General features: G+C 69.0%; 15 protein-coding genes. 7 read left to right on the top strand and 8 right to left on the bottom strand.

Annotation, left to right across the window (positions count from 1 at the left end):
• Nucleotides 1-21 precede the first annotated feature (21 nt).
• A complete protein-coding gene (locus tag QXH22_RS27845) occupies nt 22-441 on the bottom strand; it encodes a hypothetical protein (protein ID WP_306246588.1) in 420 nt (139 codons plus the stop codon).
• Between the two features lie 346 nt (nt 442-787).
• On the opposite strand from QXH22_RS27845, the gene mycP reads away from it, so the two are divergent.
• From mycP to QXH22_RS27815, 6 genes are all read left to right on the top strand, one after another.
• Nucleotides 788-2,143, top strand: coding sequence for a type VII secretion-associated serine protease mycosin (gene mycP / locus QXH22_RS27840; protein ID WP_306246590.1), 1,356 nt, complete (start codon nt 788-790; stop codon nt 2,141-2,143).
• A complete protein-coding gene (gene eccE / locus QXH22_RS27835) occupies nt 2,140-3,537 on the top strand; it encodes a type VII secretion protein EccE (RefSeq protein WP_306246592.1) in 1,398 nt (465 codons plus the stop codon). The genes mycP and eccE overlap by 4 nt, the downstream gene beginning before the upstream one ends.
• A 79-nt stretch (nt 3,538-3,616) precedes the next feature.
• Nucleotides 3,617-5,008, top strand: coding sequence for a secretion protein EspB (locus QXH22_RS27830; RefSeq protein ID WP_306246594.1), 1,392 nt, complete (start codon nt 3,617-3,619; stop codon nt 5,006-5,008).
• Nucleotides 5,008-5,352: a YbaB/EbfC family nucleoid-associated protein gene (locus QXH22_RS27825; RefSeq protein WP_306246595.1), complete on the top strand. Its 345-nt coding sequence runs from the start codon at nt 5,008-5,010 to the stop codon at nt 5,350-5,352. The genes QXH22_RS27830 and QXH22_RS27825 overlap by 1 nt, the downstream gene beginning before the upstream one ends.
• Before the next feature lie 205 nt (nt 5,353-5,557).
• Nucleotides 5,558-7,858, top strand: coding sequence for a secretion protein EspK (locus QXH22_RS27820; RefSeq protein ID WP_306246597.1), 2,301 nt, complete (start codon nt 5,558-5,560; stop codon nt 7,856-7,858).
• A 50-nt stretch (nt 7,859-7,908) separates the two neighbouring features.
• A complete protein-coding gene (locus QXH22_RS27815; protein ID WP_306246599.1) occupies nt 7,909-8,733 on the top strand; it encodes a hypothetical protein in 825 nt (274 codons plus the stop codon).
• Here QXH22_RS27815 and eccD read toward each other — a convergent pair.
• Together eccD and QXH22_RS30600 are read right to left on the bottom strand one after the other, a co-directional pair.
• The gene (gene eccD / locus QXH22_RS27810; RefSeq protein ID WP_306246601.1) at nt 8,730-10,265 is read right to left on the bottom strand and encodes a type VII secretion integral membrane protein EccD; all 1,536 of its coding nucleotides are present in this window, start codon (nt 10,263-10,265) and stop codon (nt 8,730-8,732) included. The two genes, QXH22_RS27815 and eccD, sit on opposite strands and share 4 nt — an antisense overlap.
• On the bottom strand, nt 10,262-11,839 hold the full coding sequence (locus QXH22_RS30600) for an AAA family ATPase (protein WP_371934330.1): 1,578 nt from the start codon (nt 11,837-11,839) through the stop codon (nt 10,262-10,264). Before QXH22_RS30600 ends, eccD begins: the two co-directional genes overlap by 4 nt.
• Between QXH22_RS30600 and QXH22_RS27800 the strand changes: the two genes are divergently transcribed.
• Nucleotides 11,832-12,572, top strand: coding sequence for a hypothetical protein (locus tag QXH22_RS27800; protein ID WP_306277586.1), 741 nt, complete (start codon nt 11,832-11,834; stop codon nt 12,570-12,572). The genes QXH22_RS30600 and QXH22_RS27800 overlap by 8 nt on opposite strands.
• Before the next feature lie 127 nt (nt 12,573-12,699).
• On the opposite strand, the gene QXH22_RS27795 is transcribed toward QXH22_RS27800, so the two are convergent.
• The 5 genes from QXH22_RS27795 to eccCa all read right to left on the bottom strand — a co-directional run bounded on the left by QXH22_RS27795 (nt 12,700) and on the right by eccCa (nt 18,769).
• Nucleotides 12,700-12,987: a WXG100 family type VII secretion target gene (locus QXH22_RS27795; protein WP_055581191.1), complete on the bottom strand. Its 288-nt coding sequence runs from the start codon at nt 12,985-12,987 to the stop codon at nt 12,700-12,702.
• Nucleotides 12,988-13,030: 43 nt separating this feature from the next.
• Nucleotides 13,031-13,333 (bottom strand): WXG100 family type VII secretion target, encoded by a 303-nt coding sequence (locus QXH22_RS27790; RefSeq protein ID WP_055581190.1) that lies wholly within the window; start codon nt 13,331-13,333, stop codon nt 13,031-13,033.
• 91 nt (nt 13,334-13,424) lie between these two features.
• On the bottom strand, nt 13,425-14,519 hold the full coding sequence (locus tag QXH22_RS27785; RefSeq protein WP_306246607.1) for a PPE family protein: 1,095 nt from the start codon (nt 14,517-14,519) through the stop codon (nt 13,425-13,427).
• Nucleotides 14,520-14,753: 234 nt separating this feature from the next.
• Nucleotides 14,754-16,508 (bottom strand): type VII secretion protein EccCb, encoded by a 1,755-nt coding sequence (eccCb, locus tag QXH22_RS27780; RefSeq protein ID WP_306246609.1) that lies wholly within the window; start codon nt 16,506-16,508, stop codon nt 14,754-14,756.
• A complete protein-coding gene (gene eccCa / locus QXH22_RS27775) occupies nt 16,505-18,769 on the bottom strand; it encodes a type VII secretion protein EccCa (protein ID WP_306246610.1) in 2,265 nt (754 codons plus the stop codon). Before eccCa ends, eccCb begins: the two co-directional genes overlap by 4 nt.
• Nucleotides 18,770-18,777 lie beyond the last annotated feature (8 nt).

Raw genomic sequence — 18,777 nt, 5'->3', positions numbered from 1 at the left:
CACCGGCGGTGCGCGAGGGCACTATCGCTGCGGCCACGGGGGACTTTGTGGCGGATACTGCGGGGGAGGGTAGTAAAGCTGGCCGCCGGGTGGCGGCGGATACCACGGCGCCGCGCCGCGCGGCGGGTGACTCCCCGGACCGCCGGGAGGCATGAATCCCGGTGAAGCGGGACGACGCACCGCAGCGCTGATCCCCAGCCCGATGCCGGCGATCGCCATGGCGGAACCGACACCGAGTACCACCCACCCGATCGTGTGATCAGAGTCGCGCTTCTCCTCGTAGGTCTTGGTCGGCTGCCTGCGCTGTCTGCAGCTGTCTCCGCTGTGCATGACCTTGTTGTCGCATTCCACAACGGTCCGAAATGCGTAGTAAGAACCGAAGGCCATCAGTCCCAGCCCGATGAGGAGGATCATCAGGGGTCCCAGGATCCTGTTACTCATGGGCACCTCTCCGCACAATCATCGAGCCCGGTCATGGTCGGCCCCTAGATACTGCGCGCGAAGTTCAGGCCTGTCCATCTTTGCCTTGCCCGCCGGTACCACGTACCCGCCGGAACCACGAATAACTCTGCGATACAAAACCTTTCGCTCCTGGCTGGCGCCGGCCGCAGATGTAGCGTCCTGAAGGCTGCCCGGCTGACCCCGCGACGTCTCTTGCGCACCCGCCCTTCGACGTCCATGCGACATAACAACCCGGCCTGAATAGCGCCGTTTACGCACCCGTTACGTCTAAACTGCTGCCAGGATTGACACGCCGCACGAACTCAATGAACGGAGTGATTCGGGGGTGCACCGGATCTTGCTGATGGCGGTGGCGCTGGCCGTCGCAACGGCACCGTTCGCGGCGCCGCCGGCACTGGCAATCACTCCGCCCCCGATCGATCCCGGGGCCCTCCCACCGGATGTGACCGGCCCCGATCAGCCCACCGAACAACGCGTCCAGTGCTCGGCACCCACCGTGCTGCCGGATTCCACCTTCCACGATCCGCCGTGGAGCAACGCCTACATCGGCGTCGCCGAAGCCCACAAGTTCGCCACCGGCGCCGGGGTGACGGTCGCGGTGATCGACACCGGCGTCAACGCCTCGCCCCGCGTTCCGGCAGAGCCCGGCGGCGACTTCGTCGACCAGGCCGGCAACGGGCTGTCCGACTGCGATGCCCACGGCACGCTGACCGCGGCGATCATCGGCGGCCGTCCCGCCCCCACCGACGGCTACGTCGGGGTGGCACCCGATGCCCGGCTGCTCTCGCTTCGCCAGACCTCAGAAGCGTTCGAACCCGTTGGCACCCAACCGAACCCGAACGATCCCAATGCCACCCCGGCCGCCGGTTCGATCCGCAGCCTGGCGCGCGCGGTGGTGCACGCCGCCAACCTCGGCGCCAACGTCATCAACATCAGCGAAGCGGCCTGCTACAAGGTGACCAAACCGATCGACGAGGCGAGCCTGGGCGCGGCCATCGATTACGCCGTCAACGTCAAGAACGCCGTGATCGTCGTCGCGGCGGGTAACACCGGTGGTGACTGCGCGCAGAATCCGCTGCCCGACGCGGCCAACCCCGGCGACCCCCGCGGCTGGAACAAGGTGCAGACCGTGGTCACGCCGGCCTGGTACGCCGGATCGGTGATCGCTGTGGGTGGCATCGGTCAAAGCGGTGTCCCGAGCACCTTCTCGATGCATGGGCCGTGGCTGGACGTGGCGGCTCCGGCGGAGAACATCGAATCACTCGGCGACGCCGGGGAACCGGTGAACGCCCTGCAGGGCAAGGAGGGACCGGTGCCCATCGCCGGCACCTCGTTCGCCGCGGCCTACGTCTCCGGCATCGCGGCGCTGGTGCGTCAGCGGTTCCCCGAACTGACCGCGCGACAGGTCATGCAGCGCATCGAGGCCACCGCGCGACACCCGGGGGGTGGAATCGACGATCTGGTAGGAAACGGAGTGGTCAACGCGCTCGCCGCGTTGACGTGGGACATCACGCCCGGCGGCGCCACCATCCCGTACAACGTCCGGCGCATGCCCCCACCAGTGATGACGCCCGCCCCCGACCGGCTGCCGATCACGGTGGTCACCCTGTCGATCGTCGGCCTGCTGGTGGCGCTCGGGTTCGGCTCGCTGGCCGCCCGGGCGCTGAGGCGCCGGCGATGACCAACCCGCTGCGGCTGAAGTTCAGCACCGGTCACACCCTGGTGCTGGCGGTGCTGGCACCGGCCGCCATCCTGCTGTTCCTGCCCACGCGCTACTGGTGGGCCGGCATCGCGCTGTCGGCGGCGGGCGCCGTCGTCGCCTTCGTCAGCTTCTTCGGACGCCGCCTCACCGGCTGGGTGGTAACGGTTTTCCGGTGGCTGCGGCGGCGCCGCAAACCACCGGACATTCCGTCTGAGCCCGTGGTGGGGGCGACGGTGAAGCCCGGCGACCACGTCGCGGTCCGCTGGCGGCGCAGCCACCTGATCGCCGTCATCGAACTCAAGCCGCGGCCGTTCACCCCGACGGTGATCGTCGAGGGGAAGGCGCACACCGACGACGCGCTGGACACCCGGCTGCTGGAACACCTGCTGGAAGTGCACTGCCCCGACCTCGAGGCCGACATCGTCTCGGCCGGCTTCCGGGTGGGCACCACCGCCGCCCCGGACGTAGTGAACCTGTACCAGCAGGTGCTCGGCGCAGATCCGGCTCCGGCCCACCGCCGCACCTGGATCATGCTGCGCGCCGATCCGGAACTGACCCGCAAATCCGCCCAGCGCCGTGACGAGGGCGTCGCCGGACTGGCCCGCTACCTGGTCGCCTCGGCCACCCGCATCGCCGACAACCTCGCCAGCCACGGCGTGGACGCGGTATGCGGGCGCAGCTTCGACGACTACGACCACGCCATCGACATCGGCTTCGAGGGCTTCGAGCGGGAGAAGTGGTCGATGATCAAGGGACGCGACTGCTACACCGCGGCCTACACCGCCCCGGGCGGTCCCGACCTGTGGTGGTCGGCGCGCGCCGACCGCACCGTCACCCGGGTGCGCATCAGGCCCGGGATGCTGCCGCAGGCCACGGTGCTGCTGACCACGATGGGCAAGCCGAAGACGCCGCGCGGGTTCACCCGGCTCTACGGCGGACAACGCCCTGCGCTCACCGGACAGAACCTCATCGCCGACCGGCACTGCCAGATCCCGATCGGCTCGGCCGGTGTGCTGATCGGCGAGACCGTGAACCGGTGCCCGGTGTACCTGCCGTTCGACGACGTCGACGCCAGCCTCAACCTGGGTGACGCGCAGACGTTCACCCAGTTCGTGGTCCGCGCGGCGGCGGCGGGTGCGCACGTGACGCTGGGCCCGCATTTCGAGGAATTCGCCCGGCTCATCGGCGCACAGATCGGCCAGGTGGCCAAGGTGACGTGGCAGAACGCGACGACGTATCTCGGCCCGCACCCCGGGGTGGACAAAGTCGTGCTGCGCCACAACATGGTCAGCACTCCGCGCCACCGGCAGTTGCCGATCCGCCGTGTCTCCCCACCGGAGGAAAGCCGTTACCAACTGGCCTTACCGAAGTAGCCGGCGTTCGCGAATTTGGTGCAGAGACCTCGAAATTTAGCGACGATAATGGTTAGAGCATTAAGGAGGACGATCCGATATGACTCAGCCGCAGACCGTCACGGTAGACCAGCAGGAAATTCTTTCGCGGGCCGATGAGGTCGAGGCGCCGATGGCGACGCCGCCCAACGACGCGCCCGCCGCGCCATGCGGTCTCACCGCTGCCAAGAACGCCGCCCAGCAGCTCGCCTTGTCCGCCGAGAACATGAGGGACTTCCTGACCGCCGGTAACCGGGAGCGGTCCCGCCTGGCGACGTCGCTGCGGAACGCGGCCAAGGCTTACGGGGACGTCGACGAAGAAGGCGGGCAGGCGCTCAACAGCGACGGCGGCGAGGTGGCCGGCGAGACCGCCGGCGGCGAGGGCGGTGACAGCGCCGCCGGTCTGCAGGACACGGCGCAGGTGTCGGGCGCCGGGGACGGCGGTTTCACCGACCTCAAAGCCGCGGCGACCAAGCTCGAGTCGGGCGATCAGGGGGCGTCGCTGGCCGCCTTCGCCGACGGCTGGAACCAGCTCAGCTTCGCCCTGCAGGGCGACATGAAGCGATTCCGCGTCTTCGAGAACTGGACCGGCGACGCGGCCACGGCGTGCGAGGCATCCCTGGATCAGCAGCGCGAGTGGGTCACCCACATGGCCAAGCTGGCGACATCGCTGGCCAAGCAGGGGCAGTACATCGCGCAGCTGCAGGTGTGGGCCCGCCGTTCGCACCCGACGTTGGCCGACATCACGAAACTTGAAGAGCTGTCTAAAGATCCGGCCTACAAGGACCAGGCCATCAAGCTCTACGCGGAGTACCAGTCGAAGTCCGAAGAGGTGCTCAACGAGTACAACACCAAGGCGCAACTGGAAGCGGTGAACCCGCCGAAGCCCCCTGCTGCCGTCAAGATCGACCCGCCCCCGCCGGCGCAGACGCCGGGCCTGATCCCCACGCAGGTGATGCAGGCGGCGGCCATGGCCGGTGGCGGCTCGGGCACCGGTATGCAGGCCCCGATGATCCCGTCCACCGGCGGCGCCGGTGCTGGCGGCGGCATGCCGTCCGGCGCGGGTGCCGATCTGGCCTCGGTCCGTGAAGCCGCCGCCAGTTTGGGCAAAGAGCCTGGCATGAAACCGATGTCGCTCGGCGGCGGGGGCGGTGGCGGCGGCATGCCCGCGATGCCGTTGGCGCCGGCGACCGGTGGAATGGAGGCCGGCGAATCGATGCGGCCCGCGGGTGCGGGTGACCTCGGGGGCGTCGGCCAGGGTGCGGCCACGGGGCGCGGCGCCGCCTCGGGCGGTGGCATGGGTATGCCGATGGGTGGCCACGGCCAGGGCGGCGGGGGCTCGAAATCCAAAGGCGCACAACAGGATGACGAAGCTCTCTACACCGAGGACAGGGCGTGGACCGAGGCCGTTATCGGTCAGCGTCGCCGGCAGGACATGAAGGAGTCGAAGTAATGGACATGGACATGGACCCGCATGTCGCGGCGGCCCTGGCCCTGGCGGCGCGATTTCAGCAGGCCCTGGAAGGCACGCTGAATCAGATGAACACCGGCAACTTCCGCGGCGAGGACGAAGCCGGAACCGTGGAGGTCAACATCAACGGCCACCAGTGGCTGACCGGGGTGCGGATCAACGAGGGCCTGATCAAGGAACTGGGCGCCGAGGCCGTCGGCGCGCGGATCAACGAGGCCCTGCAGAACGCCCAACAGGCGGCGACCCAGTACAACTCGGCTGCCGGTGAGCAGCTGACCGCGGCTCTCGAGGCGATGACCAAAGCCGCCGGCAATAACCACGGCTGAAAAGGCGCTACCCACCGCTTAATCCGCGCGCCCCGCTGCGTGTTTCGCTCGCGTATTCGTCAATTTGTGCTGCCGTGCAACGGCTTTCCGTGCGCACTTCGATCGCGAAATTGCCGCAGCTGGCAGGCATTCACCTCGGTTAGGCTTGGTAATCAGATAGTTGACCGGCAGATGCGACCCGGCTGCCGTTGGAGGAGAGTAGGCGATGGGCATTCCACGACCGACAGGCGAATATGCCGGTCAGATGCTGGAGGGCGGCTGGCCCGAGGCCGATGAGGACGCCTTCTACGACCGTGCCCAGGCCTTCAACGGAATGCTGCACAAGGTCACCGACGTCATCGACGCCGCCCGGCACCAGCAGGTCGAGGTCTTTCATGGGGGCGTCTGGTCCGGCGGCGCCGCGAGTGCGGCCAACGGCGCGCTCGGCACCAATCTCACCGAAATGAGCACACTGCAGGACTATCTGGCGACCGTCATCACCTGGCACCAGCACATCGCCAATTTGATAGCGCAGGCGAAATCCGAAATTGGCAACAATGTCGACGGCGCGCATCGGGAAATCACCATCCTGGAAAATGACACCGAGCTGGAGCCAGAAGAGCGGCAGAACGCAATCAATTCGCTGGTGCGGTCGGCCCAACAGGCCAATGCCAGTTTGATCGCCGAAGCCGCCGAACAGGTGCTGGAATCCAAGAATTGGAAACCCCCGCACAATGCGCTCCAAGACCTGCTGAACCGGGTGACGCCGCCCACTCCGGAGGTGCCGACCCTGGTGGTGCCGACGCCGGGCACGCCGACTCCCGGCGGCCCGGCTCCCACGCCGTTCCAGCCGGTGCCGGCCAACCCGTACAACCCGCTCAACCCCGGTACACCCGTCACCCCGGTGACACCCAGACCGTTCGAGCCGGTGCCGGCCAACCCGTACGACCCGCTGAACCCGAGCACGCCGGTGAACCCGGCGAACCCGACGACCCCCGTCACGCCCGTTCCGCCGCTCAACCCGTCCATACCGGTGACGCCGGTCAACCCGTCCACGCCGGTCACCCCGGTCACCCCGGTCACCCCGGTCAAGCCCAATCCCGACGACAAGCCGGCCAAGCCCGTCACCCCGGGACCTGCCCCGGCGCCCGCTCCCGCGCCATCCCCGTCGAACCCGACTCCGGGCGTCACCCCGGCGCCGGGGCCCGCCCCGGCTCCCACGCCCGGCGGACCTCCGTCGCCCGACCAGCCAATGTTGCCGACCGATCCGGGCACGCCCTCGACGCCGTCCACCCCGGGGACCGACAGCCCCCACGTCGCTCCGGCGGCGGCGGTCGACGCCCCGGCACAACCCGGGCAGGCGGCCGGGTCCGGACCGTCGCACCGCGGTGACGACTCATCGCCGGCCATGGCGCCGGCGGCGGCCACCGGTATCCCCGCCGCCGCCGGGCGCGGTTCGTCCACCGGCATGGGAATGGGCACCGCCTCCTCGGGGGCCGCTCCCTCGGCCGGTTCGGCGGCCGCTTCCGGCGCCGGCACACGTGCTGCCGGCGGGCGGGCGCCGCTGGGCGCCGCCGGCCGGGCCCCGACCGGGCCCACACCCCGCGCGGCTTCGGCCCGTACCTCGGCTCCGGCGCGGCCGGCTCCGCCCCAGCGCCACGACGACAAAGAGAAGGACAAGACGCCGCCGGCCGACGACGTGACGGCCCTGCCGTCCGTCCCGGTGTCGGCGGCCCGGGCCGCAAAGGACGCGGTCGCCGCCGCCTCGGCGCGCGGTGCCAAGAAGGACCCGCTGCGGCTGGCCCGGCGCGTCGCCGCCGCGCTCAATGCCCGCGACAGCGGTGGCGACGACGACTACGGATTCTTCTGGGTCACCGCGGTGACCACCGACGGCGAGATCGTGGTGGCCAACAGCTACGGCCTGGCCTACATCCCGGAGGGCGTCGAGCTGCCCGCCAAGGTGCACCTGGCCAGCGCCGACCGTAACGTCCCGATCGACGAAAAAGCCCGCAGCGCAACGTATCCGGCGATGGCGATTCAGGGCTGGGCGGCGTTTCACGACCTCAAGCTGCGTGCGGTGATCGGCACCGCAGAGCAGCTGGCGAACACCGACGTGGGTGCGGCCAAGGTCATCCTCGAGGAGGACGACATCCCGGAGAGTGGCAAGATGGTCGGCCGGCCGCGACTGGAGGTGGTCGACCCCTCGGCCGCGGCCCAGCTGCAGGAGACCGATGACCTGCATCTGCTGGACCTGCTGCCGCCCGCGCCGGCGGACGCCAAGACACCCGACGACGAGCGACACATGCTCTGGTTCGACCTGATGAAGCCGATGACCAGCACGGCCACCGGCCGCGAGGTGGCGCACCTGCGGGCCTTCCATGCCTACGCCGCCCACTGCCGGGACCTGGCGCTGCACCAGGCTTACGCGGCGGCGGATCCCGAGGCGCAACGTCCGGCCGTCATCGAGTTCCTGTACTGGCGCTACGTGGCCGCGCTGCTCGACAGTGCGCTGACCGAGACACCCTGACGGGCCCCGGCCGGCGATGAGATTTCCGATTCAAGAGAAGGGACGCTGCGATGGCTGAACCGCTGGCCGTTGATCCCGCCCGCCTGATCGCTGCCGCGAGCAAACTCGGCGAACTCGTCTTTCCCGCGCCGCCGGCACCCATGACCGTGCCGGGATCCGACGCGATGTCGGCCGCGATCGGCCAGACCATGCCCGGCATCGAATCGCTGGTCAGCGAGGGACTGCCCGGCGTCACCGCCTCCCTGAAGCGCACCGCGTCCAGCATGAGCACCGCGGCCGACATCTACACCCGGGCCGATCAGTCGTTGGGCCAGGCACTGGCGCAGTACGGTTTCGCCTCCGACGGCCAGTCGCTGAGCGACAGCGTGATGGGAGCCATGACCAGCCAGTCCAGCGGACTGCTCGGCGCGGGCGCCGGCGCGGGTGCGGCCGCCGCGATGGCCGGCGGTCCGGCGGCCGCGGCGCAGCAACTGATGGGTGCCGCGTCCGGCGGTGCGGTGTCGCAGGTCGGCGCGACGATCGGGGCGCAGGCCGAAGCGCTGTCCCCGCAGGTCGCCGCGACCATTCCGCAGTTGGTGCAGCTGGCGCCGATGGCGCAGCAGATGGCCCCGATGGGGCAGCAGGTCGGTCAGAGCATCCAGCAAGCGGTCTCGCAGGCGGGCCAGAGCGGCGGCAGTTCGGCTCAGCTCGCCAGTGACACCAAGCCCGCCGACGACGAGAACAAAGACGACGCCAAGGACGACGGGGCCAAGGACGGCGCGGACGCGCAATCGGCGGACGGCGCCGCAGCGGGCAAGACCACGTTGGTGAGCGCTCCGGTCGCGAGCGCGGGTGGCGGCACGCCGCCGGCCGGCTCGGTCGCGGCGCCGATCTAGAACCGCAGGTTGCGCACCATGTCGTAGACACCGGTGATCCACAGCAGCAAGGGGATGATCGAGGCGACCACTGCCCCGTCGATCAGCTCCGAGATGCGCTTCATCACCGGTGACAGCCGGCGGATCGGTGCCATGGCGCTGGCGATGGTCAGCGCGATGACGGCCAGGACGAGGTAGCCGGCCACGATGAGCCACGCCCAATTCGGGTACCACAGGCTGAGCCGGACGGTCAGACCGGTCGGGATCGCGACGGTCGCCGCCAGCAACGCCCAGGCACACCAACGGTCGACGTAAAGGCGCGACCGGAAGCCGCAGAGCACGGTCAGCAGACCCGCCACCACCAGGCTGTGCACGAAGAAGTGTCCGTGCACGACGACCGCGATCGCTCCGGTGGCCAGGATCACCGCGCCCGCCGTCACATAGCCGATCAGGAGTTGCTTGGCCAGCTTGCTGCGCTCGGTCAGCCGCGCCGCCGATGCCGGCACCGACGCGATGATGGCCTGCCAGGTCGGGGTCTCGTCGTTGGTGGCCTCGTCGGCGGTCACCGGGTCGAGCAGTTCCTCGTTGTCGACGGTCTCGCCGGGCACCGGAATCGGGGGCAGCGCGATGCGGGCGACAGCGACGGTCAGTTTGGCCGCGGTGGTGATGACGAACAGGCCCAACGCGATGGCCCCCGCCGGCACCCATTCCCGGTAGCCGTAGCCGGTGGCCACCGCAGCGCCGATCACCGCGATCATCGCGATGACGACGAACGACGCGACCTCGTGGCGTTGGCGCGGACCGCCGCGGATGGCGAGCGTCAGGAACAGCACCGCCGTCGCTGCCGCGGCAAGCTGCGCAGCCCCGAGCGACGTGGTCCCCCGCGGCAACGGCACCGCGATGGCCGCCGCGGCGGCCAGCACGGGATACGCCGCGATCAGCAGGCATTCGGAGAGTTCGGGTCGCTGGTAGAACCGCTTCGCCACGAACGAGGCGATCAGGATGCAGACCGCGACTACCGCCATGGCCACCGGCCAGTACCAGTGACGCCCGGTGATCCACCAGGCCCGCATCGCGATGGCGGTGAGGGGCAGCGCCAGCACCGGGATCGCGACGGCGATGAAGCGATCGACCGCCGACCGGTCGAATTCCGGGGATTCGTCGAGTACCGCGATCGCGTCGATGACGTCCTCGACCAGCGGCCGGTACCGCTCGGTGCGGCTCGTCGACACCAGCGTCAGCAACGATCCGTCGACCACGCCGGCCTCGTCGAGGGACTGGTCGAGCTTGAGCGGCGGCGAGCCGGGCCGAGCGAAGGTCCAGACCCCCTGCGCGTTGAAGTCGAATCCGGCCAGCACGTCGGCCGGCGTGTCCTCGAGCAGGTCGGCCAGCACGGACACGGTCTCGTCGATGTAGATGCCCATCGGCGTCGCCGCCGGAAGCACCAGGTCGGTCATCCGCTTACCGGTGAGAATCGTGACCCGTGTGGTGGCGGGCCGGGCGGGGGCAGCCCCCGTGGCGGTAGAGCCGGCAGCAACGGCAGGTGCGCTCAACGTCGTCCAGCCCTTTCAAAATCGTCGGACAAAGCCGCGGCCAACTCGAGCACCCGCCGCTGATAGACGGGGTCGAGCCGGTCGAGCTGAATCTCGGTACCCTCCGCGATGTGCTTGTCCCAGGGCAGCAGCACAACCCGGTTCGGTTGGACCAGCTGTTGGAACTGTCTCACCAACTGCTTCTCCGCGACGTTGGTTTCACCAACCGCGACGTGATTGATCACCACCGCGACCCGGCTCAGCAGGTCCTGGTAGCCGTTGTGCCGCAGCCATTCCAGGGCGCTCTCGGCTTGGCGCGCACTGTCGAGCGACACGTTGGTGACGATGACGATCGCCGACGCGGTCTCCAGCACGCCCCGCGTCACCGGGTCGAACAGACCGGGCCCGCAGTCGGCCAGCACCAGGTTGTAGAACTTTGACACCGTGTCGACCGCGAACCGCAGGTCGTCGCCGCTGAGACCACGCTGGGCGGTGGTGTACTCGGCGGTCGGCAGGATCTCCAGATTGTGCGCGTTGACGCTGGTGTGTGCCCGGACGTCGTTGTAGTGCGACAGATTTTCGTCGGCCACCAGGTCCGCAATGGACGACGGTGACGTGCGACCCGCGCGCTCGGCGAGGTTGCCGCAACCGGGATCGGCGTCGAGGACGAGGATTCGGTCGCCGCGCACCTGCGCCAGCATGGTGCCCAGGGTCACCGTCGTCGTGGTCTTGCCGACGCCGCCTTTGAGCCCGAGCATGCCGATCTGGTAGGAGCCGCGCGCCTTCCGCATGACGCGGGCACGCAGCTCTTGCTCGTACTTCTCGTCGCGGGACAAGCCGGCGTTGATCCTGGTCAGTTTGTAGAGGGCGCCGCGCCAACCCCGCTGCGGCACGCGTTTGGCGGCCTTCGGCGGCACCGGCACCGGTTGGGGTGCGGCGGCCGGTGCAGGCGGTGGCTGCTCTGGAGCCGGGGCCGGGGGTCGCACAGAGGCCGGGGCCGGCCGCGGGGCGGGGGTCGCTCGCGGCGCGGGGCCGGGCCGCGGCCCGGGGGCAGGCGGGCCGGGGGCAGGCGGGGCCGACGGTGATTCCGCCGCCGATGCCGGCCGGGGCCGCACGGGAATCGGGCCGGACGGGGCTCGTCGCCTGCCGCCCTGCGAGCGTGGTGGTTGTCCCGTCGGTGCCTGCCCGGGCGCCGGTTGGGCTGTGGGCGGCATTGGGACCCGGAAGTAGGTGCCCGCTTGGGGATCGGCTTCTCCCGAGTCCGGGTCGGGCAGATAGCGGTGGCGCCGGCGGGGGGAAGGCGGAGCCGGCTCGGACTGCGGATCGACCGGCGCGGGCGGCGGTGGTTGCGGTGGCGGTGCCGACAACCGAACCCGGCGGCCGGTGTCGGGCGGTGCGGCTTCGCGGGGCGGGGCTTCGCGGGGCGGGGGCGATCCGTTGACCGGCATCGGGCCGGAAGAACGGTCGCGCGGCAGTGGTGGGGCCGCTGCATGAGGTGCGTGCGGCGGCGCCGGCTCGGGCGGCGGCGGCTTCGGCGGCGCCGGAGGGGCTTCGGGCGGTTCTGGTGGGGCGGGTGGTGGTCCGCCGATGGGCATCGGGGGCCGGGGTGGCGCGGGTTCGGTTGGCGCCGTTGGGGGTTGCGGTGGGGCGGGTGGTGGTCCGCCGACAGGCATCGGGGGCCGGGCCTGTTCGGGTTCAGGTGGTGCGGGCGGTTCTGGTGACGCCGGCGGTGGTCCGCCGATGGGCATCGGGGGCCGGGGTGGCGCGGGTTCGGTTGGTGCCGTTGGGGGTTCGGGCGGTTGCGGTGGGGCGGGTGGTGGTCCGCCCACAGGCATCGGAGGCCGGGCCGGCTCGGGTGCCGGCTCGGGCAGCGGTTCCGGTTCGGGCTCGGCTGCGACCGGGGGCGCGACCGGCGTTGGCTCCGGGGTGAACTCGGGCAGTGCGGGCGGTGGCGGCGGCGGTGGTCCGCCGATGGGCATCGGTGGCAGTGGGGATTTGGGGCCCGCGCCAGCCGGTCCGGCTGACGCGGCCGCCGCCGCCTGCGGAGGTTCGGCCTCGACCCGTGGGGGCTCGGGTGGCGGAGGGGGCGGCGCAGGGGGCGGCGCAGGGGGCGGCGCGCCGATCGGCATCGGAGGCAGGTTGGGGGGTGGGGGAGCGTCTACCGCGGCCGCGGGCGGGGGGATCGGCGGCGACCAAGCGGCCGGAGCCCCGGTGTCGCCATTGCCGGCAGGCGGTGCGGCAAATGCCGCATTCGGGTCGAAGAAACTTTGCCCGGCGTCGTCGTCCGGCGAGTCGAAATCCTCAGCGGGCCGAAAGAGCTTGTCATAGTCGGCTGGCATGAGAACCTCTCAGAAGCTCGCCAAATGAGGGAAGCACGAGAAGGGGCGAGATCCCCCGAATGGGTTGAACTCGCCCAATCTCGTGCTTCGAGATTCTACGCGTATAGAGCGGCTTCTTATGCGAACAATCCGGTCACGCTGCCCTCGGTCGACTGCATGGCCTGGCTGGCTTCGCTGATCGTCCGGGCCAGGTTCTGCAGGGAGTTGTTGAGCTCCTGAGCGGTGCCATCCCACTTCTGCTGAACGGCCTGGTAGGACTCCGAACCGCTACCGCCCCACGCCGCGGCGAGCTTGGTCAGCGACTGCTTACCCTCGTCGAGCAGGGAGTGGATGCTGGAGACGTTTCCCTGGATGGTGCTGGCCGCGGCCTCGATGCCCGCGAAATTCCACTGCTGTTCTGTCATGTCTTTGCTCCGTTTTTCTGGTGGTCGGTGGGGGGATTTATTGTCAGAAGCCCATTTGCGAGGACAGCGCCTGCTGCTGCTCCTCGTCGGCACGCTGGTACTGAACGCCGGCCTGACGGATGTTGGTGGAAATCTCGTCGAGCTCAGCCTTCTGCTTGTTGGCGGCTTCCTGGAAGCGCACGACGGCGGCCTGGGCGGCCTGACCGGCGACACCGCGCCACTGACCCTGCAGCGAACCCGCGGTCGACTCGATCTGGTCGATCTGAGTCTTCAGATCACTCGAGATTCGCTCGAAGTTACCTGCCTCTTGCGCGAGGGCAGCGGCATCAGTCTTCATCTCTGCCATGCTGGACTACTTTCTCTCTTTCCATTCCTCGCCGTGGTTGGCAAGTCTTCCGGCCCGGTTGGCCGGGAAGTCTGTTGTGGCCGTGGGACTCTCACCATTCGTCCTCGTCGTCCCACAGGTCTTCTTCTGGTTCGTCGCGTTCCTGGGAGACCGGCGCCGGGGCCGCCAGGCCCGGTCGGGAGCTGCCACCGCCGGAGGCACCCTGGCCCATGGCGCCCGCGCCCACCGGGGCAGCGCCACCGGTCGCCGACTCGCCGGCGGCTGCCGCCGGCATCATCGCGGGGCCGACGGGCTTGTCGATCAGGCCGGTCATCAGCGGAGTGCGGGCCAATGTGCCGCCCGCACCCGGCAGCGCCTCGCCGCGCAGCAGTCCTGCGCCCACGCTCGCACCGGAACCGCCCGCCAGCGGGTGGTTGGACAGCGGGCTGGCGCCGACCAGGCCGAGTTGAGCCTCGTCCTCGCCGAGTCCGGCGCTGGGGCCACCCGAGCTGCCGCCCATCTGGCTGAACATCGAGGTCATCTGCTGCGCCGGCTGGGCGAGTTGTTGCATAGGGCCGCTGAGTTCGGCGACCTGCCCTGCCGTCGCCTGCAGCTGGCTCGACGTGAGGCTGCTCGGCATCGCCAGCATCTGGGTCGACGACATGCCCTGGCTCATCCCCGGATCGAGGATGGACGCCATCGGCTCGATCTTGTCGAACATCGTGTTGGCCAGCGTCTCGGCCTGGTAGATGTCCATCGCGACGGCGGCCTGTGTCCACATGCGGACGAAGTAGTCGATCTCGTTCATCGCGATCGGGATCGTGTTGATGCCGAAGAAGTTGGTGGCCGTGAGCACCGCGGTGGTGACGTGGTTCATCGCGATCTCGGGCAGCGACGGCGTGGTCGCCATGGCCTGGGTGTAGGCGGCGGCTTGCGCCGCGGCCTGCAGGCCCCGGGTCTTGGCCTGGGTCGAGGTCGTCTGCAGCCAGGTCACCATCGGCAGGGCGTTGGAGATCGCCTTGTCGCTGCTGCCACCGGTCCAGGCTTCGCCCAGCGAATTCAGGCGTGCGGTCAGCTCGACCGCCTGGGCGTCCAGAGCCGCCGCGAGCGCCTGCCAACCCATGGCAGCGGCCAGCATGGGAGCGGGACCAGCTCCGGCCATCAGCCGCGCGGTATTCAGCTCCGGTGGCATGGCGTGCCAAAACATGATCAACTCCCCTCTGGTTCCTGTTCGGTGTTTACTCCGGGACGGGAAACGCCGAAATTCCATTTGTTCTGTTATGCCCGATGCATTTGTCTTCCGGGCCTAAACTTCGCCGTTTATAGCCGGGATAAAGCCGGTGGCTAGCGTCCCCCTGGGGCTTGATTCCTCAGCTCCCGAACTGGCTCCCGAACTTGCGTTGAAATAATCCTAACCGGGGGTTGGGGGTGGTCCGTGCACTTATTCTGGGAGCTCGTCAGGGGGCTCGATGTACGGCGCCTGGATGACCTCCTTCCCATCGGGGGACACGAGAAATGCCTGGCCAGGGGGCCGGCGCTTTACCTTGAACTCACTGGACGGGAACTCCTGCTTCTCTCCGGAGAGGAACAGCGTCGGTGCGCCGGACCCGAAGGCGGCGCCGACGAACTTGTCCATCGTCGCCTTGTACGCCTGGCTCATCTGACAGGTGACAATGATGTGCAATCCGATATCCGCCGCGGCCGGCAATAGCGGCGCAAGTGCCGCCATTGGTGGCATGCCGCTCGCGGCGCCGACAATCATGTGCCAGTCGTCGACCAGAAGCACGACGTCAAATCCGCTCCACCACGAACGCGAGCGCAATTGTGCGGTCGTCAGATCAGGGGGCGGCAGCCGCTTTTTCAGATTGACGGCCAGCGCCTGCACGGCCTCGTCCAGGCTCTGACTGTTGCGGTTGATCGCACCGGCCTGCAGCAGGTGGCTTTGCGGGACGGCGTCCAGCAAGCCGGAGCGGTAGTCGGCCAGCATGAACCGCACCTGGTCGGGACTGTTGCGGGCGCAGATGGCGCGCGCGACGGCGTGCGCGATGGTGGTCTTGCCGGATTTGGCCGCCCCGAAGATCAGCAGGTGCGGGTTGGAGTGCATGTGGGCGTGGGCCGGCGTCAGATCCGTCTCGCGCAGCCCGATCGGGATCTCCCAGCGCGTGCGGTAGTCCGCGTCGGGGCCGGGCGGGTTCGGGTCGAGTTCGTACAGATGAATGCGCTCGGGCAGCACCCGCACCGGCGGAGCCTTCTCCGTGGTCTGAGATGCGATGTGGTTGACCCCGGCCGTGATCGCTTCCACCAGATTGTCGGTGCTGTGCACGCCGTCGAACCTTGGCACGCCGATCATCAGGTGGTGCTTCTCCATCGAGACCGCCCGGCCGGGACGGTTCGCCGGGATCTCCCGGGTGATCCGGTCGATCTGGGTTTCGTTCACGTCGCCGAGTCGGAACTCGATCTTGGTGCCCAGATAGTCCCTGATGCGTGACTTCAGTTCCGTCCATCGCGGCGTGGCGATGATGACGTGCACTCCGAAGGCCAGACCCTGGGCGGCGAGGTCCTGCACCGCGCCCTCGAGGTCACTGAACTCGCTGACGAAGCCGGGCCACCCGTCGATGATCAGGAAGACGTCGCCATAGGGATCGGCCGCCACGGGTTGGTTGGGATCGTCGCGCAGCTGGCGGTACATCGCCATCGAGCCCACCCGGTGCTCTTTGAACATCTGCTCCCGCTGCCGCATCACCGTCTGCATTTCGGCGACTACCCGCTGGACCTTGTCGGGCTCGGAGCGGTTGGCGATGCCGCCGACGTGCGGCAGGTTCTCCAGATAGATCAGGCCGCCGCCGCCGAGGTCGATGCAGTAAAACTGCACGTTGCGCGGCGAGTGGGTGGCCGCCGCCGACATGATCAGTGTCTGCAGCAGCGTCGACTTCCCGGTCTGGGGGGCACCGCCGATGGCGATGTTGCCGCCCGCTCCGGATACGTCGACGCCCCACACGTCCTGGAGGTGCCGGCGCGGCTCGTCCATGATTCCGAGCGGAAACCGCAGTGGCTGGCGCCGGTCGCGCGCGACGAGCTCGTTGAGCGGCGTCGGGTCGGATAGCGGGGGTAGCCACATCTTGTAGGCCCGCGATTCGCCGGTGCCCAGCTGGTCGAGCACCACCTCGCGCAGGGCGCGAACCTCAGTGTCGGTCATGTCGTCACGACCTCCTCACCGACGGGGGGCGTCACCGGCTCGATCACCGGAGCTGCGGTGAATTGATGAATCTTGACGGACTGCTTGACGGCCTGGGCGCTGCGCTTGCTGCCGTCGCCGTTGGTCTCGGCGCTGGCCGGCGGGATGTACGGGCCACCGATGTAGAAGGTGCTGAACTTGACCGGGTCCTCCATGCCGACCCGCAGGAACCCGACACCGCTCTCCTTGTTGGTGATGTACTGCGCCTCGGGCGTTCCGATCACCGCCTTGGACTCGTGAGAGCTGGTGGTGCGCAGCGCGATTCGATAGGTGAGGTTGGGTTCGAGCTTGTCGATGCGGGCGCCGCCGGTTTGCAGCGACTGGGTGGCCAGCAGCAGGTGCACCCGCAGCGACCGGCCCACCCGGCAGATCCGGTCGAACAGCCCGATGAAGTCCGGGTGGCTCTGCAACAACTCGGCGAACTCGTCGACCACCACGAAAAGTGTTGGTAATGGCGCCAAGTCGGCACCACGCTCGCGGTACTTCTCGTACTCGGCGACGCCGGAGAGGGCACCGGCAGCGCCGACCTGCATGCCCGCCTGGCGCAAGATGTTCTGACGCCGGTCGAGCTCTCCGGTGAGCACCTCACCCATCCGGCTGACCAGCTCGGCCTCCTCGGCCATGTTGGTGACCACGGCCGCGGTATGCGGCAGCTTCTCCATGCCCAGGAACGTCGACCCGCCCTTGAAGTCGGTGAGCAGAAGGTTGACCTGATCCGGGTGCGTCATCGCGACCAGGGACAGGATCAGCGTGCGCAGGAACTCCGACTTGCCCGACCCCGTGGTGCCGATCAGCATGCCGTGCGGCCCGGCGCCGAACTCCGCACCCTCCTTGATGTCGAGGTACATGACGTTGCCGGTCTTGAGTTCGTGGCCGAACGGGATCCGGAGCCGGTCCCGGTCGGTGTCGGTGTACATCCGCCAGCGGCTGGGGACGATCTCCTCGACGCTCTTGGCACCGACCATCTGGTGCCACTCGGTGACGACCTTCTTCTGCACCCGCTGGGTCTTGTCCAGGATCGTGCCGGTGATCGACCAGCCGGCCAGTTTGCGGGCGACGCGGGTGGCTTCCAGCGGCGTCATGCTGTCGGCGGTCGAGGTCACGAGCCGGAACTGCTGACCGGGCAGCCGGTCTTCGGCGGACCCGTCCTCGTTGGCGCGGATGCGGTAGGCCGAACCGCGGTGGTTGCCCAGGGTGATCACCGTGACGCCCGCGCGGCCGTCGGGCGGGAATCCCGCCTTGCCCCCGGTGAGGTCGACCACGACGACGTAGGGGCCGGTGGGCAGGGTGTCGGGCGCGTGCGGTCCGCGGGCGGCCAGGTCGGCCAGACCGTCCGGCCGGGTGTAGATCATCCGCACCGGTCCCGCGGCGTCGGTCTCGGTCTGATGCTGAACGTGCGGAAGCCATTTGAGCCAGGACCACTCGGGGTCGTCCGGGTCCTCGGTGAGCACCCGGATCTGCAGCAGGTCCGGCGGATGGAAGACCGCGAGATGACAGATCATCGCCGCCAGCATCCGATCGGCGTTCGGCCGGTGCCCGCCGAGCGCGATCGTCGGAAAGGTACGCAGCTGAAGCAGTTTCGGGCAGTCATGGATGAGGCCGTGGGTGCGCAGGAACTTGACCACCCACATGTGGCTGACCGGTTCCAGGTACGGCTGCGGTGCCGCGGTCGAAGCCGCCAGTTCGCCACCGACGGCGGGTTTGAGCAATCGGTCGACGGCCGGCTGATCGCCGATCCCGATGCGGGTGGCCGCGTAGAAGTCGCTGTTGGCCGGACGCGACCACTGCCGCTGCGTGCCGACGATCGACAGCAGATCGTCCGGATGCGGTGCGTGGTAACTGAAGAACGCCACCTGCGAGGTGGCCGACGATGTCACCCGCCCGCGCAACCCGGCCAGGTAGCGCAGGTACTCCTTACGGTCGGCGTTGATCTCGGGGACCTTCTTGCCGCCACCACCGGTGCCGCCGGCCATACCGCCGACCATCATCACGACCATCATCAGCGGCATCATCAGCATGTAGGGCGACAGCTGCTTGGTGCCGCCGGCGAGCATGATCGCGATCATGCCGACCATCGCACCGCCCATCACATAGGGCAGTGCTTTCTGCACGCCCGACGGCGGGATGTCGATGCCGAGGTCATCGGGTGGCGTCAGGCTGATCTCGCCCGGGGTGAGCCGAGGACCGCGCGTGATCGTCGGGGTGAACTTCTTGGTCGTCATGATCTTTC

Origin of the sequence: Mycobacterium sp. TY814, assembly GCF_030755175.1 — a bacterium.
Lineage (GTDB): Bacteria > Actinomycetota > Actinomycetes > Mycobacteriales > Mycobacteriaceae > Mycobacterium.
Note: the sequence above shows the minus strand (reverse complement) of the source record. Positions and strands in the feature narration are given on the sequence as shown.